Origin of the sequence: Escherichia sp. WS338 (assembly GCF_046486405.1) — a bacterium.
Taxonomy (GTDB): Bacteria; Pseudomonadota; Gammaproteobacteria; order Enterobacterales; family Enterobacteriaceae; genus Escherichia; species Escherichia coli.
In genome coordinates this window covers 79,877-105,506 of sequence record NZ_JBJQLL010000015.1, presented here as the reverse complement: position 1 = coordinate 105,506, position 25,630 = coordinate 79,877, and the positions used below count along the sequence as shown (strand labels likewise).

At 47.1% G+C, this 25,630-nt stretch carries 21 protein-coding genes and 4 pseudogenes; 7 read left to right on the top strand and 18 right to left on the bottom strand.

Annotation, left to right across the window (positions count from 1 at the left end; all coding sequences use genetic code 11):
- Positions 1-512 precede the first annotated feature (512 nt).
- Positions 513-1,206 (top strand): annotated as a pseudogene (locus ACJHWT_RS15095) (IS1 family transposase).
- A 216-nt stretch (positions 1,207-1,422) separates the two neighbouring features.
- Here the strand turns inward: ACJHWT_RS15095 and ACJHWT_RS15090 are convergent.
- A pseudogene (locus tag ACJHWT_RS15090) lies at positions 1,423-1,581 on the bottom strand (integrase); the annotation flags it as partial.
- A 48-nt stretch (positions 1,582-1,629) separates the two neighbouring features.
- Here ACJHWT_RS15090 and ACJHWT_RS15085 point away from each other — a divergent pair.
- Complete coding sequence (locus ACJHWT_RS15085; protein ID WP_000146236.1) at positions 1,630-1,815, top strand: hypothetical protein; 186 nt, start codon at positions 1,630-1,632, stop codon at positions 1,813-1,815.
- Positions 1,816-2,029: 214 nt separating this feature from the next.
- Positions 2,030-2,644 carry a YagU family protein gene (locus tag ACJHWT_RS15080; RefSeq protein WP_001019923.1) on the top strand — a complete coding sequence of 205 codons (615 nt, stop codon included), beginning with the start codon at positions 2,030-2,032 and terminating at the stop codon, positions 2,642-2,644.
- Positions 2,645-2,892: 248 nt separating this feature from the next.
- Here ACJHWT_RS15080 and ACJHWT_RS15075 read toward each other — a convergent pair whose 3' ends face one another.
- The 7 genes from ACJHWT_RS15075 to ecpR form a co-directional block, all read right to left on the bottom strand.
- Positions 2,893-3,222 (bottom strand): YkgJ family cysteine cluster protein, encoded by a 330-nt coding sequence (locus ACJHWT_RS15075; protein ID WP_032148604.1) that lies wholly within the window; start codon positions 3,220-3,222, stop codon positions 2,893-2,895.
- Between the two features lie 313 nt (positions 3,223-3,535).
- Positions 3,536-4,246 carry a fimbrial chaperone EcpE gene (gene ecpE, locus ACJHWT_RS15070; RefSeq protein ID WP_021525526.1) on the bottom strand — a complete coding sequence of 237 codons (711 nt, stop codon included), beginning with the start codon at positions 4,244-4,246 and terminating at the stop codon, positions 3,536-3,538.
- Complete coding sequence (gene ecpD, locus ACJHWT_RS15065) at positions 4,215-5,858, bottom strand: fimbrial adhesin EcpD (RefSeq protein WP_001265664.1); 1,644 nt, start codon at positions 5,856-5,858, stop codon at positions 4,215-4,217. The genes ecpE and ecpD overlap by 32 nt, the downstream gene beginning before the upstream one ends.
- A complete protein-coding gene (gene ecpC, locus ACJHWT_RS15060) occupies positions 5,848-8,373 on the bottom strand; it encodes a fimbrial usher EcpC (protein ID WP_001131109.1) in 2,526 nt (841 codons plus the stop codon). Before ecpC ends, ecpD begins: the two co-directional genes overlap by 11 nt.
- Positions 8,374-8,398: 25 nt before the next feature.
- Complete coding sequence (gene ecpB, locus ACJHWT_RS15055) at positions 8,399-9,067, bottom strand: fimbrial chaperone EcpB (protein WP_000716404.1); 669 nt, start codon at positions 9,065-9,067, stop codon at positions 8,399-8,401.
- Between the two features lie 56 nt (positions 9,068-9,123).
- Positions 9,124-9,711: a common pilus major fimbrillin subunit EcpA gene (gene ecpA / locus ACJHWT_RS15050; RefSeq protein ID WP_000730984.1), complete on the bottom strand. Its 588-nt coding sequence runs from the start codon at positions 9,709-9,711 to the stop codon at positions 9,124-9,126.
- 74 nt (positions 9,712-9,785) lie between these two features.
- The gene (gene ecpR, locus ACJHWT_RS15045; protein ID WP_000389022.1) at positions 9,786-10,328 is read right to left on the bottom strand and encodes an ECP biosynthesis operon DNA-binding transcriptional regulator EcpR; all 543 of its coding nucleotides are present in this window, start codon (positions 10,326-10,328) and stop codon (positions 9,786-9,788) included.
- 823 nt (positions 10,329-11,151) lie between these two features.
- Between ecpR and ykgL the strand changes: the two are divergent.
- Positions 11,152-11,377 (top strand): annotated as a pseudogene (gene ykgL, locus ACJHWT_RS15040) (protein YkgL).
- Between the two features lie 34 nt (positions 11,378-11,411).
- Here ykgL and ykgO read toward each other — a convergent pair.
- The 4 genes and pseudogenes from ykgO to ACJHWT_RS15020 form a co-directional block, all read right to left on the bottom strand.
- Positions 11,412-11,552 (bottom strand): type B 50S ribosomal protein L36, encoded by a 141-nt coding sequence (gene ykgO, locus ACJHWT_RS15035; protein ID WP_000866436.1) that lies wholly within the window; start codon positions 11,550-11,552, stop codon positions 11,412-11,414.
- Positions 11,552-11,815: a type B 50S ribosomal protein L31 gene (locus tag ACJHWT_RS15030; RefSeq protein WP_000803998.1), complete on the bottom strand. Its 264-nt coding sequence runs from the start codon at positions 11,813-11,815 to the stop codon at positions 11,552-11,554. Before ACJHWT_RS15030 ends, ykgO begins: the two co-directional genes overlap by 1 nt.
- 363 nt (positions 11,816-12,178) lie before the next feature.
- Positions 12,179-12,280 carry a small membrane protein YkgR gene (gene ykgR / locus ACJHWT_RS15025; RefSeq protein ID WP_000662258.1) on the bottom strand — a complete coding sequence of 34 codons (102 nt, stop codon included), beginning with the start codon at positions 12,278-12,280 and terminating at the stop codon, positions 12,179-12,181.
- Between the two features lie 486 nt (positions 12,281-12,766).
- Positions 12,767-13,003: pseudogene (locus ACJHWT_RS15020) on the bottom strand (NADH:flavin oxidoreductase); the annotation flags it as partial.
- Between the two features lie 359 nt (positions 13,004-13,362).
- On the opposite strand from ACJHWT_RS15020, the gene ACJHWT_RS15015 reads away from it, so the two are divergent.
- Positions 13,363-14,256: a LysR family transcriptional regulator gene (locus tag ACJHWT_RS15015; protein WP_000910706.1), complete on the top strand. Its 894-nt coding sequence runs from the start codon at positions 13,363-13,365 to the stop codon at positions 14,254-14,256.
- Positions 14,257-14,286: 30 nt separating this feature from the next.
- On the opposite strand, the gene ACJHWT_RS15010 is transcribed toward ACJHWT_RS15015, so the two are convergent.
- Positions 14,287-15,276 (bottom strand): aldo/keto reductase, encoded by a 990-nt coding sequence (locus ACJHWT_RS15010; protein WP_001172276.1) that lies wholly within the window; start codon positions 15,274-15,276, stop codon positions 14,287-14,289.
- 26 nt (positions 15,277-15,302) lie between these two features.
- The gene (locus ACJHWT_RS15005; protein WP_001174468.1) at positions 15,303-16,154 is read right to left on the bottom strand and encodes an aldo/keto reductase; all 852 of its coding nucleotides are present in this window, start codon (positions 16,152-16,154) and stop codon (positions 15,303-15,305) included.
- A 565-nt stretch (positions 16,155-16,719) separates the two neighbouring features.
- Between ACJHWT_RS15005 and fdeC the strand changes: the two genes are divergently transcribed.
- Entirely contained in the window at positions 16,720-20,967 is a 4,248-nt protein-coding gene (fdeC, locus tag ACJHWT_RS15000; protein WP_000092636.1) for an inverse autotransporter adhesin FdeC, read from the top strand.
- Positions 20,968-21,091: 124 nt separating this feature from the next.
- Here the strand turns inward: fdeC and ACJHWT_RS14995 are convergent, their stop codons facing one another.
- A complete protein-coding gene (locus ACJHWT_RS14995) occupies positions 21,092-21,949 on the bottom strand; it encodes a helix-turn-helix domain-containing protein (protein ID WP_000621016.1) in 858 nt (285 codons plus the stop codon).
- Between the two features lie 248 nt (positions 21,950-22,197).
- On the opposite strand from ACJHWT_RS14995, the gene ACJHWT_RS14990 reads away from it, so the two are divergent.
- Positions 22,198-23,067 (top strand): aldo/keto reductase, encoded by an 870-nt coding sequence (locus tag ACJHWT_RS14990; RefSeq protein ID WP_001299025.1) that lies wholly within the window; start codon positions 22,198-22,200, stop codon positions 23,065-23,067.
- A 159-nt stretch (positions 23,068-23,226) separates the two neighbouring features.
- Here ACJHWT_RS14990 and rclC read toward each other — a convergent pair whose 3' ends face one another.
- From rclC to rclA, 3 genes are all read right to left on the bottom strand, one after another.
- Positions 23,227-23,820, bottom strand: coding sequence for a reactive chlorine species resistance protein RclC (gene rclC / locus ACJHWT_RS14985; protein WP_001298546.1), 594 nt, complete (start codon positions 23,818-23,820; stop codon positions 23,227-23,229).
- 11 nt (positions 23,821-23,831) lie between these two features.
- Positions 23,832-24,068 carry a reactive chlorine resistance periplasmic protein RclB gene (gene rclB, locus ACJHWT_RS14980; protein WP_000474088.1) on the bottom strand — a complete coding sequence of 79 codons (237 nt, stop codon included), beginning with the start codon at positions 24,066-24,068 and terminating at the stop codon, positions 23,832-23,834.
- Positions 24,069-24,176: 108 nt separating this feature from the next.
- Complete coding sequence (gene rclA, locus ACJHWT_RS14975) at positions 24,177-25,502, bottom strand: reactive chlorine resistance oxidoreductase RclA (protein WP_001046289.1); 1,326 nt, start codon at positions 25,500-25,502, stop codon at positions 24,177-24,179.
- Positions 25,503-25,630 lie beyond the last annotated feature (128 nt).

Genomic DNA, 25,630 nt, shown 5'->3' with positions numbered 1-25,630 from the left:
GCGCTAATTATTAATTAGCTATGTAATTATAAATGTGATATATGTCACATTTATTTTTGCTTAAAACTACAATATTTTGTAGTTGCACGCATTCTTTGTCTGTGGTTTTCATTGGTGGTAATGAAAATGTTGTTTGCTTTTTCTCAGGTGTTTTGACTTATGACTTAAAGTCATAAAATATGCGACGCTAATACAACTACAGAAAAATGGTATATATGGATATCGACGATATTTGTTGATTTTTATTTTAAATTGCGTGGCGGTTCAGAGCGGATATATATATCACCATACCATCATCTGTTTTTCTGAAGTTCAGATTAGTTTTAACACACTGTTTTCCATCTTCGTTGATTACAACAGTCTTTTTAATGTATTTACGAATGGCATCATTCGACGTTCTAACGGATTTAGTCGATGGTGGGGTAATTAATAAAACATTTGCTGTAATCAAAAACGGTAATGTCTTCAATTGATAGAAGTTTCTGGTAATCTACTGGTATTTAAGGTTTTCCATGGCTACCGTTACTGTTCATTGTCCGCGCTGTAATTCCGATAAAGTTTATCGACATGGTCGTAGTTGTTCCCAGCATGAGCGTTTCCGTTGTCGTTCATGTAAACGTGTTTTCCAGCTCACTTACTCTTATGAAGCCAGAAAACCCGGCTTTAAGGAGCTGATCGTTGAAATGGCGCATAATGGCACAGGGGCCGTGATATCGCCAGAACACTGAAAATCAGCATCAATACCGTCATACGGACATTAAAAAGCTTTCGCCCCAGCGGATAACATCTGCGTCAGTCAGCTCACGCTGATGTTGCCCTTATCTGTGAACTTGATGAGCTGTGGAGCTTCGTTGGCAACAAGGCGCAACAACACTGGCTCTGGTATGCGTAGAACACTAAAACTGGCGGTGTGTTGGCTTACACTTTCGGGCCACGGAATGATGAGGCCTGTCGGGAATTGTTAGCCCTGTTGACTCCGTTCTGTATCGGCATGGTGGCCGCGATGACTGGGGCAGCTACGCCAGAGAAGTGCCGAAGGAGAAATACCTGACCGGCAAAATCTTCACGCAACGTATTGAACGTAACAACCTGACCCTCCGCACCCGCATCAAGCGGCTGGTAAGTAAAACAATCTGCTTCTCGCGTTCCGTTGCAATCCACGAAAAAGTCATCGGTTCCTTCATTGAAAAGCACATGTTCTACTGATTGGAAGCACTACCCAACGTTCAACTTATCATCATAAGTATAAAAATCACAAAATGGGAGGTAGGAGTCTTTACCTGGATTGTCTCGAAATGCAAAGTGTGCTTGCTTTACAACTAAATCTGGGGGTATCTAATGATTGCGTAATAGTTTTTTTATATACATATCAATGTCTTGCTTTTTACAATCTGTTTATATTATCCATTTTAAATCAATAAGTTACACATCATTAATACCTTCCTTATTTTTTGATTGGGACAGATTTGGGACCGATGGGTTCAGGATCGAATCTATTTACCGTGCGTGTTCGGTAAGGTGATTAGGTGCGAGGTGAGCATATCGACGAACCATTTCGAGAGTTTCCCATCCGCTCATTTTTAAGTGCAAGCAGGGAAACACCGGACTAAACCTATCAGCTGTTCGAAAATGGCAAGCGGATTAATATGCCATGGCGGCTTTGAGCCGCACGCATGGGATGTGGCAAACCTGATGGATGTTGCTGTGCTGGTGGTGGCGTATTTGCTGGTCTGGTTGTTGGTTAATCGCGAAAATCATTATGCCAGAGGAATACCACAGGACGTTCAGGTTTTGCATAAAAAAGCCCACCATTAAGGTGGGCAAAAGGAATGATTTATATTCTCTGAGAGAAACATTACATTTCTCCTTGTCACTTCTAGCATAAAAATATGGAGAAATAATGGAGCTTATATTAATTGGCGATTAGGTAACCATGTGGTTATACAAAACAATACAGTTCTTTACATTTGCCTTGTTTTATGAATACTCCTAAAGAGGTGTATAACATAATGGTACAAGCAGGGTAGATATGAATATATTTGAACAAACTCCACCAAACCGCAGACGTTATGGTCTTGCTGCATTCATTGGGCTGATTGCTGGCGTTGTTTCCGCATTTGTTAAGTGGGGGGCAGAAGTTCCATTGCCACCACGTAGTCCGGTTGATATGTTTAATGCAGCGTGTGGTCCGGAATCATTAATCAGGGCTGCAGGCCAAATTGATTGCTCCCGTAACTTTCTCAATCCTCCGTACATTTTTCTTCGGGATTGGTTGGGACTGACAGATCCAAATTCGGCTGTTTATACCTTCGCCGGGCATGTCTTTAACTGGGTTGGTGTAACGCACATAATCTTTTCGATAGTTTTTGCCGTTGGTTACTGTGTGGTCGCCGAAGTATTTCCGAAAATTAAACTTTGGCAGGGCTTACTGGCAGGTGCTTTAGCGCAACTTTTTGTTCATATGATTTCATTCCCTCTCATGGGACTTACGCCACCTCTCTTTGATCTTCCGTGGTATGAGAATGTCTCTGAAATTTTTGGACATTTAGTCTGGTTCTGGTCTATTGAAATTATTCGCAGAGATTTACGAAACAGAATTACCCATGAGCCAGATCCTGAGATCCCTTTAGGCTCAAATAGATAATGCTTTGAATGATAAAAATGGCGCAAATATAGCGCCATTTTTATAGGTTAAAAACATTGTTTTTAACTTTCTGATGCAGATAGCCAGTGAGTACATCGCGCTACTTCAGGATGCTGTAGATCCGGAGAACGCTATAGAGGAAGAGGCATTGTTGCTGGCAGATGGAAGAAGTTTCGGGTTTTGTTATACCTGAAAAACGAAGCCCCGCGATTATAGCTGGCGGGGCAGTGCAATTAATTATTGTATATTTATAACGGTGTCAGCCCGTATTTAGCTCTTGCACGATTGCAAGCCTCATTGACGACTCCGTTCTCACCAGACATGGCGAATTCTCTGCACGTGGACGATCGATTTTTATATATCGTGCAGCAGGCATTTTTGCCCGGTGTTCCTGCAAGGGCAATACATCGGGGGTTTTTCTGATTGGTACCGCTCATGCATCGGTGAAAAGGGGATATTTGTTCAGTGAACCTGGCGGGAATGGTACCGCCAGCATCGTCGGCTTCGGCCCAGTAAAAAGAGACGCGGAAAAATGCACAACAGGCACCACACGTCATGCATGGATTCAGATTGCTCATAATTCACCAGTACAGCTATAAATCGTAAAGAGAACAGCGGTACATCGTATGTAAGAACGTACCGCGGTTGGCTGGTGTACTTTCGATAGTGTGAGTATTGAATGATTTCCAGCCGTTACCGATTTTACGTCCTAATTAGTGAAGAAACCACTCGTTAGCAGGTAGCCTGGCACCTTTCCGTGTCTCCTGAACACTATGGTGTACATATGAGAAAGCCCATCATAACAGGTGACATTGACGATCGCTTCCACATCATTTAAACGATTATTTGAGTCTCTGAGGTGGAGTTCTTCCCTCGTCCGATGGATAAGTCTTAGTCCGCCGAAGGGGGCTTAGCCGCACAGGAATCGCTAATCTTAATGAATTTGTCGTTATAGACCAGATAATGATTCCCCGGCTGACGTAACTCAGGCTGATGAACCACGTCTCCCGGACGTAGATACCAGGCATCGCCTTCCTCTTCGGTCGAATCACATCCTGGCTTAATCAGTAGCTTAAACCATGTGTTGCCAGTGTTACTTACCGCTCCGGTCACCTGATCGAAGGACCATTGAAACTGAACCTGACGAGGTCGTACTACCAGAATGGTATCCATCACCACCACCGGCTCCGTGCTGACCTCACCGCCGGTTGGGCTGCGTTTTGTCAGGTTACGAGTGGGGACCTCGCGAAATGAGACCCGGTAGTAGCGCTCGCGGTTATCCCGTGGACCATGATAGTAAAATTTAAAATACTCACTCTCACCAGCCTGCAACGCCAGCTGGCGGGGGGCGAAAAGTAGTTCACCATCCACCGGTCGGGTGCGCAATTCACTGCTGCCCGGGCTATCAATAGCACTGATGGCAATACGGTATATCCGTGCGCTTTTGTTGTTATTCACGACACGTTTGCTGACAAAGTCAGTCTCGGACGGCAGTGAAAAAGTCAGATTGCCGACCGAAATCGCCTGTGTCAAAGGTGCCGCCAGCATACAGACCACTGTCAGCAGGGCCTTAGTTAATGTTACGCCACGTCGCCTGAACATGAATCTCTCCTGAAGCGCTGACTTCGCCAAACCAGCCATTATCATCTACCGTACGCAGAGAAATGGCGTTATCCATTGGAATCGAAAATTTGACTGTGGTCTTATCCATCTGCCCCACTTCGCCAGAGATATCAGTCCACGGTGTGGTCAACCACAGCGCATCGGTCATATCCCGCCAGCTATCATCGCACCCGGCATCGTAGGTTTTTGTAGCTCCGTTGCGGGTAATAAAGGAAAGCGTCGCCGGGAACGGTACTTTCGCCTTACCGTCATCGGAGCTGAAGACACAATAGGAGCGCCCGCCAATCACCTGCGCGGGTCCGGTCACCTTGATCAGCACTTCGTCGGCAGCTGTTTTACCGCTGGTGGTTACGATATAGCCGAAATCGAGTGCCGACTCGCCGCTGCCGACATATCCCTCCCGCGACGGTGTCTGAGTATATTCATCGGAGATAATACTGATGCTGAAATCACGGGGTTTGATAATCAGCGTGTTGGAGGTAGAAAATTCATACCAGCCAGACTCCGGTGATGTGGTGTTCTGAAAGCGAAAGTTGAATAGATCTTTGGTGTTGATATCGCTGATCCCGAGGTTCACCATCTGTTTAAAGAAGTTGCTCGAGAAGAAAACATAGATCGAGTCTGCGCTCTTCATCTCGTTGAAGGTGTAGTAATAGGCAGTATTGCTCACCGGTTTCCATGAACTGCCATTCAGACTGAACTGCATATCGTACGCCCCGACGGCCGAGGCTAACGACGAGTTGGCGATCGCCGGGAATATATGGATTGAGGTGTTGCTGAGTCCGTTTGTTTGCAGGGTATAGTTAACCATCTTACAACTTAATCCTGAACGGCTGCCGATGGTTTGCGTCCGGCAGTCGGCGTTCCCTTCGCCCAGAGTCGGTACTCCGTCGCTGTTGATAAACACCTCCGCCAGCGAGTGGGTATTTATCAACCGCAGATTTGCTGCTTTCGTATGGGTGACGTTGCGAACATACCAGTTGCCGGAGGCCTGATCCTTACAGCGTGCGCCGCTACTGGCGTCATAGTTCACAGAGGTCTGGCAGGCATTGATGGTCATTGTAAAGCTGCTGCCGACGGGCATTTGTTGCAGATACTGGTAAAACGCGTCTGACAACATGCCGTGCATCCACTTCGCGCCGCCGCTGGTCACCGTCGCGCCATAAAATCCACTGGCGTCGGTGGTTTGCGGCAGGATAAGACTGGTGGTCATATTACACCCTGCGTACCAGTTGATGCAGCGCAAGCCAGTTAAAGGAGATGAAACTGGTGAATTTTCCAGCCACATATCAAACTTCCAGTTGGTATAAAGGCCGGTGTTGTAACCGTTATCAATGTAGCCGAGACTTTGCTGATAGATGGTTCCTGAACCATTGTATTTTAAACCGGTCCAGCGGTTGGCACCGGTCAGGCGCGGATCCAGCGCCCCGCCAGGAGTGACGAAAAAGTTGTCGTCTGAGTTGTTTTCGACAAACACAAACTCGCGTGCCGGTGCATCCGCCCAGGTTGTTTTGCTCACTGCCGCTCTGAGCGCGGTTGCAGGCCAGATTAGCGCAACGATTATCATCGCTATCAGTAGGTTAACTCTCATTCTCTTCTCCTGTCTGCGTCACCGCCGCCCACGATGAGAGGCCGCTGCAGACCACATCACCGACCCAGACGGCACCGCGCGCCTGGTTGAGTTCCAGTGCCACTTCGCAGGTTTTATTGCCACTGTAGCGAAAATCGATAGTGGGGTATTTCTTGTCCACGTCCATGACAAACTCGCCGTTTTCATCGGTTCGGGTTCGGCCGATATGGTTGTTAATCCGTGCGTTAGCCAGCAGTGTGCCGTCTTCCGCACGGATACGACCGGAGACGGTAACCATCTGCTTCACCTCTGGCTCAATGACAGCGACATTGCCTGGATAGAGAGTCAGATGACTTTTGCGACCGCTGACGATATCGTAACTGTCGAGTGAGTTTTTGCTGTTCTGCAACTCCACCTCATATCTTCCATAGGGAGAGAGCGGGAGATAGTTACGCTTGCCGTTAAGCGGGAAAATCCGCCCGTTGATTTTGGCGCTGATCTGACCATCGTTCTCCAGGCCAGTGTCGAATATCACCCCAGCGTTGCCATCGGTCCGCCCGCTGGCAGCGATGTTTTTACCCTGCCAGCCGACGCTGCCGTTGGCGGTCAAATTAGTATTGATGTAGCCGTCCGCCGCGCTATTGACGTTCAGCGTTCCGCTGGCGTAACGAGCGTCGAACTGTGCATACGCCCCACCGCTGAGGGTTTTGTCATCACCGGTATCGCCGGAGATGGCTCGTGACAGATTGGCACCAACAGTGCGAATGGTTCCTTCATCAAACTGTTTGCGTGCTGACAGGTTTGCCATGGTGTAGCCGTTTTGATGGGTCATCCCTGCGCTAAACCAGTTGCCCAGTGGTAGCGAGAGATCGAGAGCGATATATTTCCCTGTATTGGCGCTGCTGTCGCCGTTGTTATAGCGCTGAATACCGGCCCGCAGGCCAAGCGAACCAAAGGTACCGCTGTAGACACTTTGATAGTAATCTGCCGTGTAATAATGGCTGTTGTAGCGGCGGTCATCATTGTAGCTGATGCTGAACGTACCCAGCTTCGACCACAGTGAGTTCAGGTTGAGTGTGCCGCCGATTGCACGGTTGTCGGCATCGCTACGTCGCAATTGATTGCCAATGCGGGTTTTTTCCTGGTTAACCCACAGCGAACTGAAGCCTCCAGGTAGAGTGGCGCTGATGCTGGCGATGTTGCTCCATGAGCTGTCACTGGCCAGCATGTTTTGCAGGTTAACGTTGATCGCCCCCCCAAGCGGCAGCGTCAGACGGGTTTCACCCACCGCCTGATTATCGTATCCATATCCCGTTGCCGCCCAGCTAAACGTACTCAGTGAGCCGGAGGTCGAGGCACCTGCCAGCCAACTCTCTTTGGCTGGTCGCGTCTTTTTCCCGTTTTCCGACCAGCGATCCATATGAAAGCTACCGCCCCATATCTGCCACGCCAGCGGTGCACCGACGCCACGCCCCCGGCTAAACAGCTTATTGACCCGCTGGGTGCGTTTGCTGATCACGCGACCGTTAACGATTACCTCAACTTCCACATCGTAAATACCGTACGGTAGACCCCGGGTATCCACTTCATGATTGCCCATGGTGAAGTTCTGAACGCTTAGTAGTCGCCCATCACGGGTGAGATGTACTTCGCCCGCCGCCGGTAAAAAGGCGATCACTGGCGTGGCCGATTGGCTGCTGTCGAAGATGGTGGAGCTGGCCTGGTTTCCCCAGGAAAGGCCGTAAATCTTCCCTGCTGAAATGGCGGTCATCGGCCCTAAGGACTGCAAGTTCCAGGTGTCGAGCATTCCACCGGCAAATCGGTGACCAGCAAAATCGCGTTCATACATCGCTTTATATAATTCACTGTCCTGTTGACCGCTACCAATCCCGTACAGTGAGCCGTCGAGCACCACGTGATGTTCGCGCAGCGCAGTAACGTTATTCAGCGACAGATAGCTGGAGGTGTTGCTCCCGCCGTTACGCAACTGGTTGTTATAGACGCCGAAGTTATAGCTCAGATTACTGCTGAGGGTATTAACACTGGACTGCCCGATGTCTTCGCTACGTGAGCGTAGTACGGTGCCCAGCGCTTCGCGCTTGACCACCAGCTGCAGCAGCAGTTGGCGCAAGCTGAGATCCAACTGCGCGTTGTCAGTCAGGGGGATGGTAAGGGCCTCATTGAACGGGGCGTTGGCCAGAGTCATCAGCTGCTGTCGAGTTTGTTCGCTGACACTGGCGTTATCTTCACTCTCTTCCAGCTGTATTTTTCGGATGCGTAACTGTCCATCATCCAACCAGATAAAAGCGCTGCCGATTCGCTGATCGTCCTGGCGACCCTGGCTACCGGCGAGATGAATATAGAGCGGGACGCTCATGCCGTCCTGAAGCGCCTGACTGAAGGCCTGCGGAATAATCACCCCACCTATTTGCTGCGCACTTATGTCAGCAGCGCTGGCATCGGGCTGAACGAACAAAAAGACCATGCCGAAGGCAAACTGGGCTTTCAGTCCTGGGGAGAACCGTCGTAAAGGCATTGTCGTTATCCATCTGCACAGCTATCTATTTCACGGGAATGAACTTATCACCCTGCCAAAGTGCAACCCGTCCTTTGTTATCCGCCGTGTCCACGCGGGTAAAACGACGCGACTTGCCCGGCATCAGGTAGTAATTCTCTTTACACTCCTTACCATTGGCGGCTTTCAGGCAGGGGCCGTAGGCGAGGATCCGCAGCGTCGCATTACCTGTATTTGTCAGGGAGCCGTTGGCGTACTGAAAGTGGTAGTTTGCCTGGCGGGGGGCGACGACCAGAATGGTGCCGATGCGGGCGGAAGCAGTGGCCACAGCGCTGCGGTTGGCATTATCGCGCTGCGCATCACTGAGGGCCTGATCAAACCAGACAATGCGGTAGTAGCGCTCTTTTTCATCTGCTGGTCCCTTATAGAAGAAGCGGATCACTTCGCTGGCTTGGGCGGGTAGCAGCAAGCTGGCGGGAGTGAGTAGCAACTCATCCGGCTTGTCCATTGCGATAACCTGCCCGTCGTCAAGCGGTGAAGAGAGCCGTTCGAGACGGATATTGATGAGGCGGCCACTGTCGGTACTGTTTTGGATCGTTTTGCTTAGCGTGCTGCTGTCACTGTTCATAAACGATGATATATCGCCGACATCCAGCGCCTGGGCCGGTGATATTCCGGAAAACAGCAGAGCGAGAGGCAGAAGGTGCTTTTTCATAACAATTCCGTCCAGGAATAAAGCAGGGGGGTACCCCTGCTGGTACATCAGAGAGATTAACTGGTCCAGGTAGCGTCGAACTGTACGCTAACGTCGCCGCTCCAGATGCCTTCCGGTAGAGTGCTGTAATCGGTTACTGCGGTGGTACCATTGGTGGTGCCGCTGATGATGGAGAAAGTGAAACCATCCTGTGCGGTGGTACGATTGCTGGCATTGTAACCGTTAGACAGTGGGCTAAGGTTGCCGCCCAGTACGCCGTTGGCGGTATCGATCATCACGGTATCGCCAGTTTTTTCGACTGCCGCGCCGTTATAATCCACGCCCACATTCAGTGTGGATCCTGAGGTATCCAACTGGGTTAAGGTGTTGGTGATAAGACGTGAGGTCAGTTTAAAGGCGGTAGCCGTTGAGTCACCCTCGATAGCCACGTCAAATAGACCTTTCTGTGAGTTAAAACCTTTAATGCCTTCGGCATACTGGAACGCCAGGCTACCGAGTGGCGTCACAACCAGCTTACTGGTGGTGTCTTTTTTGGCTGTTGCTGACCAGGTCGCTACAGCCTGAGCTGTTACGTCAGCAGCCTGCGCTACACCTGTACCGGTAAACACCGTTACCAGAGCTATTGCCAGAACCTTTTTTTTCATTGCTTTTCTTCCCGAGTTGAATTGAGGACATGAAGTCCCGGTGAGTCATTTTTTAAAACTAACTTGCCTGGAGTTTACTGAACCAACTTATATAATTTTGAGTACAGCTTGGCCTCTGCATTCCGCCGATGGGTATACACTGTCTTCACACTACAATTTTCAATTCTGGCAATCGATTTAGGCAGCATTCCCTGAGCCGTCATGCGGATAATTTCCATTTCCCGGTCAGTGATTTTATCTTTCTTAATATCTTTTCTCAGGAACCTGCCATTAATCACATAGGCCAGTTCTTTTCTAATATCACGACTCAGTCCAGCGTATACCACGCCCCTAATATTGCTGTTGTAATACCAATAATTTGCTAAGGCTTCTGACTTTCTGGCCGCAATCAATACGACCTGTTTCCCCTTTACCGCGGATAACCACTCATTATCACGGTTTATAAACTCAGTTAAAGAATCCGTATTGAGATTGATAAACACGAAATCTTTTCTGATTTTCTCCAGCGATAGATAAATTAATCTGTCGATATCCACAATCAGTTCAGATAGTCCTTTATAGAAGTAGGCGTCATGGGGAGACCAGATGTATTTATCAGAACGGTTTTGACATTCCATATGGTTTTTAACCTCATAGTCCCTGCTGTAATCATTTTGCCATGTCACTACTTTCCAAACCTGTAATTTTTACAGGTACATTCAGTTTCTTTAGTAAATCGGAAGTAAATAAGATACGTAGCACATATCAATATAGGTTAAACGAGATTAAGTTTTAATTATTTCGATTAGGTTTAAATTTATGTTTTTTTCCTGATGAGTGTCAATATGTGAACAGAAAATGAATTCCATGGTTAAGTCAATATTTACAAAAAATGAAAATATTGCTTTTTTGATAAGAAGAAAAAGACATTCAGTTTCATAAGGTTATTGGCAATATAACGTTCAATTCTTACTTGCATTTTATATTAGCCAGGAACTTTGCCCTGAGGTGTTAGGAATAGTCTTAATGTGTTGTGTAATGGACTAGTAAAAAAACAAGTTTAAATGATAAGAAATAGAATATAAAACTATCATAAGTCATAATTAAAGATGATTTGCCAATCGGTAAGGTGTTTTAATGGATTAACATGCCGCACAAAATGGTTATGGGTGTTCATCCCAATAAGTGATGAAAAATTAAACAGGTGTAAGTACGTCATCTGTCCGGTAAGCCCCCCAAGAGCCAAATTAAGTGAAGTTAAACGAAGACTGCCAGTTGTCACAGGAACGATGGCCTCTTTGCCAGGGCACTGCATTCAGTCATCTGTGCGTGTTACTCTAACTGGCACTCGAACGTCGGCGATGGGGTTACCGATGGATCTGGCCGTTCCTGTGGCGTAAACGTTTTTATGTCAGTACCAACAGATTTACCACATTTATCATCTTAACAGTTTGAGTGTAAATGCAGGCTGCGTCGCAAAGGGAGGAAACTGAGTGGCGTGTTCAGTCTAAAATAGAGTTGATGCCAGCATACAGGGCGAAAATGGTCAACAAGTCAACATTAATATAATGGAATATTCGGAGAGAAACGTCAGGCAGTTGACCTTAAATGAACAGGAAGATACATCCCCAGGAAAATTAATGCTGGTGTAATAAATACACCAACATTAATCCGGTCTGATTATTAATCAGACAAATATCGTTAATTCGTCGAATTTTGAATCAACGTTTTTTCTTACGACCCTGAACGGCCTTAAAACGTGGATTAGATTTACAAATCACATATAGCCGTCCTTTTCGCTTCACAATCTGACAGTCTGGATGGCGTTCTTTTGCGGTACGCAGAGAGTTAAGGACTTTCATCATGCCCCCTTTTTCGTGCTAACAAAACGACCAAAACGTTGGGTGAACCGTGCAACATTTCCTTCTGATGCTACTGTTCTCAGCTTCCCTGTATAGAACGGGTGCGATTTAGAAGAGACATCAATTGTCACATATGGATACGTTACGCCATCTAGCTCAATCTCACGGTCTGTTTTGATAGTCGAGCCGATTTTAAAGTACTCATCAACGCTGGTGTCGTGGAACACCACAGTACGATACTCAGGATGGATATTGGGTTTCATTATTTTACCTGTTATGTTATAACATAACCGTAAAGATACATGCTCATCCGGATCATTTCAACACCCAATCACTGTGACTATTTGTGGGATGTGGAATTTCCGCAACGGGGAAGTCTGGCATTGTTAGCAGCCATTGGCGACGCTCCCATAAACGCCTGGATGAGTGATTGATGATGGTTTCGCTGAGAGTATGGATTTTTCGAGAATGGAGGCTATCTCCACTTTACTGGCCGATGATTTATTGCAGCATGATTGATTACCTGACAGCGTATATTCCTCTCCCACGGATATAATAATTACTTACAAAAAAGGGAGAGGATGCATATTTTAAATATCACTGAAGTGAACAGTTTATTGCCGTTATTAATAGAAATGGAGAAATAAATAGGCGTATTCTACAATTGCGACAAAAACAACGATATTAATCAGTTTATGACTGATTTGCTGTACTTTATTCTCTTTCATTGGTACTTCCTCGCTTTAAAAAAGAGTGCACTTCGTAAGTGCCCTTATATAAATAACGAGTTTGGTCAACCAATTTTTTGACATATATCACAAATTTGAATAGATGTATTACATCGGCTATCTTTTATTGCCCCAACGTCATTGATATATGTCGCCTGAAGTCAGTCCGGGAATGAGTCTGATCTCAAAACTGGCCCAGCCCTGGCGTTGATTGGCGCTGAGGAGCATACCTCATCTCATCATAATGTCGTATCTCCTGGGGTGTTATACAAGATATCGTTGTTGGTGACCTGGGAGAGGAATTGAGTTCTATTAAACCGTCAACTATGCCGGATACATACTGGATTACACAGCAGGCACGCCTTACGAGAGAACGTGCCGCAGTGACGGGTTAATTATCTGAAAGAATTTGCGAGGCTGTATCGGTTACTCATTGATTTGATAGTTTTACTCTCGGGAGAGTAATAGATATTTAATCTATTAACGGAAACCAGCCAGTTCCTTTCGATGCCTGAATTTCCTTGGCGTGACATAGGTATATCCTGTAATTACTAAACCAATATTTTGTGAGCGACGTTTATAATATTCGAGTTCTTGCTCAGAGATGGTTCCATCAGGATTAGCTGACCAGGTCGTCATAGGAGCCATAACGATACGATTACATGGCTTTATTTTTTCTGTCAGCATAAAAGGAGAAAACAGTGATAGGTGTTTATTTGTCATGACAATACCTCAAATGTTTATCTGATTTTGATGTGTATATTTAAACTGGTTAGTTGTTACCAGCTTTGGAACCAAGATTTTTGGCTTTGTTTTTATTTATAATTACTGTTAGTGCTTTTATTGATTTTATGGTGGAGAAAAGAGTAAAAATAGAAAGTTAATGATGTGTGTCAGAATATCGGTAAGAAGAATGGCACAATCGTGAGGGTACGTTTATTCATAATAAATCTCCTGAAAGTTTAGAATTATTTTCGATACAGCCAGATTATCATTGTTACTAATAATGTGGTTAAAATAATAGCATCTATGCCCCCTTCATGAGTGTGTGTGAAGAGGATGCTTCTACAAGGAAATCGCCAATGCTCAAAGAAAACTTCAACGAACTGCAAATCTTTCTTGTGGTGGCAAGAGAGCGAAGTTTTACCAAAGCAGCGGGCAAACTCGGCGTCTCTCAGTCTGCACTTAGCCATGCAATAAAGGCTCTGGAGGAAAGGCTCAATATCCGCCTCCTGACACGGACTACCCGCAGTGTGGCTCCCACAGAAGCGGGGGAGAGAATCATTGCCTGCCTTGAACCGCGTATTGACGAGCTTGAACAGGAACTGGAATCACTTATTCAATTGAACGGCACGCCCTCCGGGAATATTCGGTTATCTGCCGGGGAACATGCCGCGCGAAGTCTGGTCTGGCCGAAGCTAAAACCTTTTCTCAGAGAGTATCCCGAAATCAATGTCGAACTGGTGGTGGATAACGGTTTTGTCGATATTGTTGAAGGCCGTTTTGATGCCGGGATACGACTGGGTGAAAATGTTGATAAAGATATGGTTGCAGTCAGGATTGGACCAGATATGCGAATGGCTGTGGTGGGAGCTCCGGCGTATTTTGCTGCAAACCCTGCGCCTGAAACGCCTCATGAGCTACAAAATCATCGCTGCATCAACATGCGTTTGCCAACTGCCGGTGGGCTTTACCACTGGGAGTTCGAGCGAGAAGGGAAACCGCTTCGCGTTAAGGTTGATGGGCAACTGACGTGTAGTCCATTGCCAGAAAGAATTGATGCCGCGTTATCAGGGTTTGGGATCGCTTGTGTCCCTGAAGACATGGTTCAGGAGTATATAAAGTCAGGCAAGCTTATTCAGGTGTTACAGGAGTGGTGTCCAACTTTTCCTGGGTATTATCTTTACTACCCCAGCCGCAAGCAGCATCCGCCAGCTTTTGCGCTGTTGATCGATGCGCTTCGCTACACCGAATAACGGGTCCTTTATCCTGGACCCGTTTGGGTATTAGCGGCCTACGCGTGCCTGATGTTCAGGCGAGTAACGTTCACCGACGATTTTAATTGTTTCCAGCGCCTCGGTTATCTGCTGCGTATCTTTCTGCGAAAGAACAATGTCAGCAGCGGCCAGGTTTTCTTCCAGCCGGTTCAGTTTAGTGGTGCCAGGGATGGGAACAATCCACGGCTTTTGTGCTAATAGCCATGCCAGTGCGATTTGTGCAGACGTTACCCCTTTCTCCGCAGCCAGTTCACCTAACAAGGTGACCAGTTTTTCATTGGCTTCAATGGCTTGTGCTGCGAAACGCGGTACGGTGCTGCGGTAATCATCTTTGCCGAAAGTGGTTCCCGGCTTAATCGCCCCTGTCAGGAAACCTTTACCTAGTGGGCTGAAGGGGACAAAACCAATTCCCAGTTCCTCCAGCAACGGCAGAATTTCCTGTTCAGGCTCACGCCACCACATGGAATATTCGCTTTGCAGGGCGGTGACAGGTTGTACCGCATGTGCACGACGAATGGTTTGTGCTCCTGCTTCAGACAGGCCGAAATGTTTGACCTTACCTTCTGCGATGAGGTCTTTCACCGTTCCTGCAACATCTTCAATAGGAACATCTGGATCAACACGGTGTTGATACAGCAGGTCAATAACATCTGTTTTCAGACGACGTAATGATCCTTCAACGGCTTCACGGATATGTTCCGGACGGCTGTTTAAAATCTGCTGCTTATTATCATCGCCGAAGGTAAAACCGAATTTAGTGGCAATTACCACGCGGTCACGAAACGGTTTTAAGGCTTCGCCGACCACTTCTTCATTCAGATACGGACCATACACTTCGGCGGTATCGAAGAAGGTGACGCCACGTTCAACCGCAGCACGAATAAGTTCGATAGCCTGATGGGTATCGGTCGCCGGGCCGTAGCCGTGGCTTAAGCCCATGCAACCGAGCCCAAGGGCGGAGACTTCGAGTCCGGATTTACCCAGATAACGTTTTTGCATTGAATGAATACCTCTTTTATCGCGGCTTAAACATCAAGTTTGCGGCCAGTCAGCCATTCCACCATTGCGGGATCGCGGTGAGAGAAGAACGCGCTGGTTGCGGTATCCAGGGCGGTAATTTGCAGCATATCTTCAGGGCTGAGTTCAAAATCGAGAATGTTGATGTTCTCTTCCATGCGTTCTTTTCGCACTGATTTTGCCAGTGAAACAACGCCTCGTTGGTAGATCCAGCGCAGAACAACCTGGCCCACGCTTTTGCCATACTTCTCGCCAATTGCCGTGAGAACAGGATGCTGGAACAGACCATTTTTCCCTTCCGCAAACGGTGCCCAGGCTTCTGGCTGAATGCCACGACTTTGCATCCAGGGAACGGCCTGTAGCTGCTGATTGAAAGGGTTAACTTCAACCTGGTTTACCGCCGGAACGACGTTATTAAAAGCGATAAGGTCAGCCAGTCGGTCAGGATGGAAGTTACTGACGCCAATAGCGCGAATTTTACCGGCCTGTTGCAGCTCTTCCATGGCACGCCAGGCTCCGTGGACATCGCCGTATGGCTGGTGAATCAAATACAGGTCAACGTAATCAAGTTGCAGTCGATTCAGAGAGCGTTCGAACTGGGCTTTGGCCCCTTCGTAACTGGTATCCTGCAACCAGAGTTTTGTGGTGACAAAGAGTTCGTTACGGGCGATACCGCTTCGTTTCAGTGCGTTCCCGACCTGGGTTTCATTTTGATAGGAGGCGGCGGTGTCAATCAGTCGATAACCGGTGTTAATAGCGTCAATGACCGCTCTTTCGCATTCAGCGGCATCGGTCATCTGAAATACACCAAAGCCCAACAGGGGCATTTCAATACCGTTGTTCAGTTTTACTTTTTGCATGGTGTTATCCTTCCGTTATCGTTCATGAGAAGCATAACGTAAAGGGAAAAGCTCGATTAGACGGCAGGATTTGTCAGGGGTTATGAACGAAATTCATAAATCTGTTTGAATGTGGCGATGAGTCGTGCAAGTTCGATATCCCTGCAATTCACAGTCTGATGAAGGAAAATGAATATCCATAAAAAATATATTGGTTTATCCTGGTGTATATACCTACTTCGACGTATTCCCAATAGCGATTAATTAAAGACAGGTCATTATTATTCACTCTTAATAATGAATTATTCACTGCCCGCAGAGTAAGAAATATAACTTAAGTATCTATTTAATAACTTGCACAAAAAGCTAAATTTTTACCCATAAATAAAAATATAATCCCGCGCCCAACCACCTGATGAGTGGCTACAGACACTGGATATATTAGGTGGCGGTGTACTTTCTTACATAAAGGTATTTCCTTTTCTGCGGAAAAGGAAATCGGGGATTTCCCGGTTTTTCTGACAGGCAGACGCCATTATTTGTGTCTGCCTATGTTCGTTAATTCGTTCATCAGGAAATTATCTCAATGTCACGTTATAAAACAGGTCATAAACAACCACGATTTCGTTATTCAGTTCTGGCCCGCTGCGTGGCGTGGACAAATATCTCTGTTCAGGTTCTTTTTCCACTCGCTGTCACCTTTACCCCAGTAATGGCGGCACGTGCGCAGCATGCGGTTCAGCCACGGTTGAGCATGGGAAATACTACGGTAACTGCTGATAATAACGTGGAGAAAAATGTCGCGTCGTTTGCCGCAAATGCCGGGACATTTTTAAGCAGTCAGCCAGATAGCGATGCGACACGTAACTTTATTACCGGAATGGCCACCGCTAAAGCTAACCAGGAAATTCAGGAGTGGCTCGGGAAATACGGTACTGCGCGCGTCAAACTGAATGTCGATAAAAATTTCTCGCTGAAGGACTCTTCGCTGGAAATGCTTTATCCGATTTATGATACACCGACAAATATGTTGTTCACTCAGGGGGCAATACATCGTACCGACGATCGTACTCAGTCAAATATTGGTTTTGGCTGGCGTCATTTTTCAGAAAATGACTGGATGGCGGGGGTGAATACTTTTATCGATCATGATTTATCCCGTAGTCATACCCGCATTGGTGTTGGTGCGGAATACTGGCGTGATTATTTGAAACTGAGCGCCAATGGTTATATCCGGGCTTCTGGCTGGAAAACATCGCCGGATGTTGAGGATTATCAGGAACGCCCGGCGAATGGCTGGGATATTCGTGCTGAGGGCTATTTACCTGCCTGGCCGCAGCTTGGCGCAAGCCTGATGTATGAACAGTATTATGGCGATGAAGTCGGGCTGTTTGGTAAAGATAAACGCCAGAAAGATCCACATGCGATTACCGCTGAAGTGAATTACACGCCAGTGCCTCTTCTGACCCTGAGTGCCGGGCATAAGCAGGGCAAGAGTGGTGAGAATGACACTCGCTTTGGCCTGGAAGTTAATTATCGGATTGGCGAACCTCTGGAAAAACAACTCGATACAGACAGCATTCGCGAGCGTCGAATGCTGGCAGGCAGCCGCTATGACCTGGTTGAGCGTAATAACAATATCGTTCTTGAGTATCGCAAATCTGAAGTGATCCGTATTGCTCTGCCTGAGCGTATTGAAGGCAAGGGCGGCCAGACGGTTTCCCTGGGGCTTGTGGTCAGCAAAGCAACTCACGGTCTGAAAAATGTGCAATGGGAAGCGCCGTCTTTGCTGGCCGCAGGCGGAAAAATTACGGGGCAGGGCAATCAGTGGCAAGTGACGCTCCCGGCTTATCAGGCAGGCAAAGACAATTATTATGCGATTTCAGCGATTGCCTACGATAACAAAGGCAATGCCTCGAAACGTGTGCAGACAGAAGTGGTTATTAGCGGAGCTGGTATGAGCGCCGATCGTACGGCGTTAACGCTTGACGGTCAGAGCCGTATTCAAATGCTTGCTAACGGTAATGAGCAAAAGCCGTTGGTGCTGTCTCTGCGCGACGCCGAGGGGCAGCCAGTCACGGGCATGAAAGATCAGATCAAGACTGAACTAACCTTCAAACCGGCTGGAAATATTGTGACTCGTACCCTGAAGGCCACTAAATCACAGGCAAAGCCAACACTGGGTGAGTTCACCGAAACTGAAGCAGGGGTGTATCAGTCTGTCTTTACTACCGGAACGCAGTCAGGTGAGGCAACGATTACTGTTAGCGTTGATGACATGAGCAAAACTGTCACTGCAGAACTGCGGGCCACGATGATGGATGTGGCAAACTCCACCCTGAGCGCTAACGAGCCGTCAGGTGATGTGGTTGCTGATGGTCAGCAAGCCTACACGCTGACACTGACAGCGGTGGACTCCGAGGGTAATCCGGTGACGGGAGAAGCCAGCCGCCTGCGACTTGTTCCGCAAGACACTAATGGTGTAACCGTTGGTGCCATTTCGGAAATAAAACCAGGGGTTTACAGCGCCACGGTTTCTTCGACCCGTGCCGGAAACGTTGTTGTGCGTGCCTTCAGCGAGCAGTATCAGCTGGGCACATTACAACAAACGCTGAAGTTTGTTGCCGGGCCGCTTGATGCAGCACATTCGTCCATCACACTGAATCCTGATAAACCGGTGGTTGGCGGTACAGTTACGGCAATCTGGACGGCAAAAGATGCTAATGACAACCCTGTAACTGGTCTCAATCCGGATGCACCGTCATTATCGGGCGCAGCTGCTGCTGGTTCTACGGCATCAGGCTGGACGGATAATGGCGACGGGACCTGGACTGCGCAGATTTCTCTCGGCACTACGGCGGGTGAATTAGAGGTTATGCCGAAGCTAAATGGACAGGATGCGGCAGCGAATGCGGCTAAAGTGACCGTGGTGGCTGATGCGTTATCTTCAAACCAGTCGAAAGTCTCTGTCGCAGAAGATCACGTAAAAGCCGGCGAAAGCACAACCGTGACGCTGGTGGCGAAAGATGCGCATGGCAACGCTATCAGTGGTCTTGCGTTGTCGGCAAGCCTGACGGGTGCTGCGTCTGAAGGGGCGACTGTTTCTTGTTGGACCGAAAAAGGTGATGGTTCCTATGTCGCTACGCTGACAACAGGTGGAAAGACGGGGGAGCTTCTCGTCATGCCGCTATTCAACGGCCAGCCAGCAGCCACCGAAGCCGCGCAGTTGACGGTCATCGCCGGAGAGATGTCATCAGCGAACTCTACGCTTGTTGCGGACAATAAGGCTCCGACCGTCAAAACGACGACGGAACTCACCTTCACCGTGAAGGATGCGTACGGGAACACGGTCACCGGGCTGAAGCCAGATGCACCAGTGTTTAGCGGTGCCGCCAGCACGGGGAGTGAGCGTCCTTCAGCAGGAAACTGGACAGAGAAAGGTAATGGGGTCTACGTGTCGACCTTAACGCTGGGATCTGCCGCGGGTCAGTTGTCTGTGATGCCGCGAGTGAACGGCCAAAATGCCGTTGCTCAGCCACTGGTGCTGAATGTTGCAGGTGACGCATCTAAGGCTGAGATTCGTGATATGACAGTGAAGGTTAATAACCAACTGGCTAATGGACAGTCTGCTAACCAGATAACCCTGACCGTCGTGGACAGCTATGGTAACCCGTTGCAGGGGCAAGAAGTTACGCTGACTTTACCGCAGGGTGTGACCAGCAAGACGGGGAATACAGTAACAACCAATGCGGCAGGGAAAGTGGACATTGAGCTTATGTCAACGGTTGCAGGGGAACTTGAGATCGAGGCCTCGGTGAAAAACTCTCAGAAGACGGTCAAGGTGAAATTCAAGGCGGATTTCAGTACCGGTCAGGCGAGCCTGGAGGTAGACGCCGCTGCTCAAAAAGTGGCAAACGGCAAAGATGCCTTTACGCTGACGGCAACGGTTAAGGATCAATACGGCAACCTTCTTCCTGGCGCTGTGGTCGTCTTTAATCTGCCTCGGGGCGTCAAACCGCTTGCAGACGGTAATATCATGGTGAACGCCGACAAGGAGGGTAAAGCGGAACTGAAAGTGGTTTCCGTGACTGCCGGAACCTATGAGATCACGGCGTCAGCAGGAAATGACCAGCCTTCGAATGCGCAGTCTGTAACGTTTGTGGCCGATAACACTACGGCGACCATCTCCAGTATTGAGGTGATTGGCAACCGTGCAGTGGCGGACGGCAAAACCAAACAGACGTATAAAGTTACGGTGACTGATGCCAATAACAACCTGCTGAAAGATAGCGAAGTGACGCTGACTGCCAGCCCGGAAAATTTAGTTCTGACTCCCAATGGGACGGCGACAACGAATGAGCAAGGGCAGGCTATTTTCACCGCCACGACCACTGTCGCAGCGACATATACACTCACGGCGAAAGTGGAACAGGCCGACGGTCAGGAATCGACGAAAACTGCCGAATCTAAATTCGTCGCGGATGATAAAAACGCGGAGCTCGCCGCAACATCTGATGTGCATTCTCTGGTGGCGGATGGGGTAACGACAGCAACACTGACGGTAACCCTGTTCTCGGCAAACAACCCGGTAGGAGGAACCATGTGGGTCGACATTGAGGCTCCGGAAGGGGTGACAGAGGCGGATTATCAGTTCCTGCCGTCGAAAAATGACCATTTCGCGAGCGGGAAAATCACGCGTACATTTAGTACCAACAAGCCAGGTACATACACATTCACATTCAACTCTTTGACATATGGAGGGTATGAAATGAAACCAGTGACTGTGACAATTAACGCCGTTCCTGCAGATACTGAAGGCGCTGAGGAGAAATAAAAACGACGATGTAATAAATAATAATGGCGTTGACATGCGCAGCGCCATTATTTACTGAATACCTACCCTGGCACCGATTAGACGGTGGCAGGGTAGGGTAAATCTTATGTGATGGAGTTACAGGCTAAACCGGGCGAACGGGGATAAAAATTTCGCAAACAATGTTATTGCTATCAATTTCGACGAAGTTTTCATTGTAATAAAATCGCTCAATATCACTGCCGTTCACTCTGGCTAACCCCCTGGCAGGTAATTCCATCAGATAGAGGTTTCGCGCCCATTCAGGGTAGTGCTCCCACTCACCTTCATAGCGGAAAGAGGCATACAGTCCTCGGTTAATTGTCCACTCTTTCGACATCTCTGAATCGGTTTGTTTGCATACCGTACCGGCAAAAGTTTCAACTGTGAGCAAATCGACCGATTTTGTTGATGGTTCGAACGTGGAGACGAAATAGATATCCGTCTTAAAACTCTTCATACATCTGGCTAAATGATGACGTCGCAGTTTGACTTCTTCATCCGGTGATTTATTCGACACTTCAATATCATATTTAAATGAATTACCAAAAATAGGTGTCTCAGGAAAGTTGACTAATCTACACTCCGTCTTTTGCTGTTGACGTATTAAAAAAGAAGGGAAGATATTTGCGAGATCCCAATAATCACGGTGGCGGTATTCACGGGGAGAGCAGCCGAATAACTTTTTAAATTCGCGGCTGAATGACTGCTGTGAGTCAAAATGCAAAGAGAGTGCAATATCAAGCATAGATTTCGCGGTGAGCCGGACAAGAATGGCGGCACGACAAAGCCTTCGTTTGCGAATGTATTCTCCCAAAGGCACATGCATGAAATTTCGGAACAGAAGCTGGATGTTGCGTCTGCTGTAGCCAGATTTCTGTGCGATATCTTCGATTGAAATAGGGTGTTCGAGATTGCACTCAATCCACTCCAGGAGCTGCTGTAGAATCTTCTGCCTGATCATCACATTCTCCATTAATTCTTCGTCATATCGCACATTTTCGTTATGCCCTGGGCCCTAAGTGTATCAAAAACAGCAAGGCCGAAGGCAAAAGCACTGGTAGCGTCTGCTTCGTTGTCCCCGAAAATAGAGAGGTTTCAGTCCTACATTATTAATGAATTTTTTGCATAAGTGATATCAAAATCCACATACTAATTTGAGGTTACGTTTTAACGTAGACTCATTGTTCATGCCTAATGGAGGGACTGACAGTGGAATTTTCCGTATTAAGTAACAATCTGAAAATGCCGATGATGGGATTTGGTGTTTTTCAGGTTACCGATAAAAACGTGTGCAAACAGTCAGTGTTGAACGCTATCCGCACGGGTTATCGACTCATCGACACTGCAGCGGTATACGGTAATGAAGATGCCGTCGGTGAAGCCGTTCGTGAAGCTATATCTGAAGGTTTATGTACCCGAGATGAGTTATTTATAACGTCTAAATTGTGGGTGCAGGATATGTTGAATCAGGATACGGCAGCAGCAGGTATTGAAGCATCATTAAAAAAATCGGGACTAGAGTACTTCGACCTCTATTTATTGCACCAGGCTATGCGCGATTATTTCAGTGCGTGGCGTGCACTCGAAGATGCCTATGAAGAGGGCAAATTAAAAGCAATTGGGGTTTCCAATTTCTATCCTCATGTTCTGGCGAACTTTTGTGAAACGGTAAGAGTTAAACCGATGGTCAACCAGGTCGAGTTGCATCCCTATTTTGCCCAACCAGAGGCGCTGGCAACCATGAAGTATTATAACGTGCAGCCTGAAGCATGGGCTCCGTTAGGTGGTGGACGACATAAACCCTTTGAAAATAATCTGCTTCAGAGTATTGCAGATGCCCATCAAAAATCGATTTCTCAAGTCATTCTGCGTTGGAATATTCAACGGGGAGTGGTCGTTATTCCGAAATCGACACATCAACAGCGTATCGAAGAAAATTTTGCTATCTGGGATTTCTCACTGACAGAGAAAGAAATGGCACAAATTAGTTCGCTTGATTTGGGTTATGTTGGGGAGTCGGTAAAACATTTTAATCCTGAATTTGTTCGTGGTTGTCTTGCTGTAAAAATACATGATTGATATTAATCATATATTTTACCTGAGACGACAAGAATCTTTTAACAGGGGAGTGATATTGATCTTCACTCTGTCATATCTCCGGTAATATGGCGTCAGGCTTCATCATCAGAAAGGGGGCCTGACGCCTGAAAAAGTGAACAACAGACAGTGTTCGGATTATCAATATTCAGTTTTTAACGTTGAACTGGATTCATTACTGCGTTGTTTAAGAATATCCCGCGCCGAATCTGCCATTATCATGACAGCACCTGCCAGCATCAGAGTATCTTTCAATACCAGACGACCAGCACCGGATAAATAAGGGAAACCATGATGAGCGTCACCCAATGCGGGTACCCATGCCTCCGGGGTGGTGATTAAAAATGAGAGTGTTACCAGCGGCGTGGTAAATGCCATCAGCCCACCCAATAAACCTAACCAGCGATTGACAGGATTAGCCAAAACCAGCAGAGCAATAATCACCTCCACGACGCCAAGACCGTTGGAAAAACCATAGGTATTATTAGCCGTTTGCCATGCTCTTGCTTCTGGTTTGTATTCGCCTTCGTGAGTCAGATGCTGTTTATAGTCTTCCGGGTGTTCATAAAAGAACGACATTAGTGGACTGTTTGCGACGAATGGTGTAATGCTGTCTGCCTCGTAAGGGACAAACTTTAATAACCCAATCCACATAAAAACAATCGCAATACTCAGACGAATCAATGTCAGGCCAATTTTATCTCCCCGACTTAACAGGTGCAGGTATCTTTCCATTGTAAACATCCTTATTTATACAATACTGCTGTTGCGGTTGAATTATTATCAATTCGCATCGATGTAACTTTCCAGGATGAAGCATTATATTTTCTGGCCATATCAGCAATGGCATTCTCAAGAACTGTCGGTGATGCTGATACTGATGAGACGCTGATATGTTTCAGAATTATTTTATCATCTGCATTGGTGGAAAATGCCATAACGCCAGATAATAGTGTTGCAAATAAAACAGATTTTTTAAACATATAAAATACCATCAATGAAGTGATTAAGAAGTTATAAAGTAACAGGGAATTAATAAGATTCTTTTCTCTGAGACGCCAGAATATTTGTTCTGGCGTCTGATTTTGAGTTTATTTGACTAATGAAAATAGATCATTGAGTGATTCGCTCATCGACGGATGAGTAAATATCTGATCGCGTAATATGCTATAAGGCAGCCCGGCATCCATCACCATTTTCACTATATTGATCATCTCGTGGGAGTCAACACACAGCAGTGATGCCCCTAATATACGTTGGGTTTTATTATCAACAATCGCTTTTAATACCCCACGGGTATCGTTCATCACTCTGGCGCGCGGAATTGCAGCTACAGGCAATGTCACCACCTGAATATCAGCACCACTCTCTCTGGCTTGTTCTTCTGTCATACCAACCCTGGACAGGGGCGGTGTCATAAATACGGAATAAGGCACATTTTTCCGATCATCAGTACTACGTTTGCCTTCACCCAGTAACTCATCACGTACAATGCGGTAATCATCTAGTGATATGTAAGTAAATTGCAGCCCGCCGGTAACATCTCCCATCGCCCAAATATTGTCTGCGGTGGTATGTAATCGCTTGTCAACGACAATTGCCCCGCGCTCGTTTACTGCGATACCTGCATTTTCTGGATGTAACGAAGCGGTAGCCGGTTGACGACCGGAAGCTATTAACAGTGCATCCACCGCCAGTTGGGCGTGCTCGCTATGCACTTGCACTTGATTTTCATGGTGACTGATTCGCTCCACATGGGCATTGAGGATAATATCGACGCCCTGATCGCGTAAAATCGTCGCGATGTTATCAGCAATATCCCGATCTTCCCGAGGCAAAAACAGCGAAGCTGCTTCTAAAATGGTTACCTTGCTGCCAAAATTAGCGAACATAGAGGCGAACTCAACGCCAATATATCCGCCGCCCAAAATACCTAAATGTGCAGGCAATTCTTTTAGATTAAGTAATCCGGTGCTGTCATATACACCTGGCGTGGTGGTAATTCCAGGAATTGGCGGAACCACGGTTTGTGCACCGGTATTAATAAAAATTTTCTCGCCATGAATCTCCAGATTTCCCTCAGGCCGATGAACACGCAGGCTATGATTATTGATAAACTCCGCCTGGCCGTCGATCACGTCGATATTGGGTATATCCGCAAGATTATGAAAATTCTTATTACGTAAAAAATTAACCACTTCATTTTTACGCTGTATGGCACGGACAAAATCTGTGTGCTGCTGTGCGTCATGAACCAATGTTTTGGTTGGGATGCAGCCGATATTAATACAGGTCCCGCCATACATTGCATTTGATTGTTCGATGAGAGCCACTCGCCAACCTGCTTTTGCCAGCGTGACGGCTAATGTTTTTCCAGCCTTGCCAAAACCAATAATCACTGCCTGATATTTATTCATGATGATTTCCTGTCGAAACGCGTTCATTTGACATCATGACTATAGACGCAAAAGAGCAAATACCATTTCTTCACAACGCTTGATATTTTGTCTTATCGTCTGGTATTTTCTTTTTCTTAATCAGAATC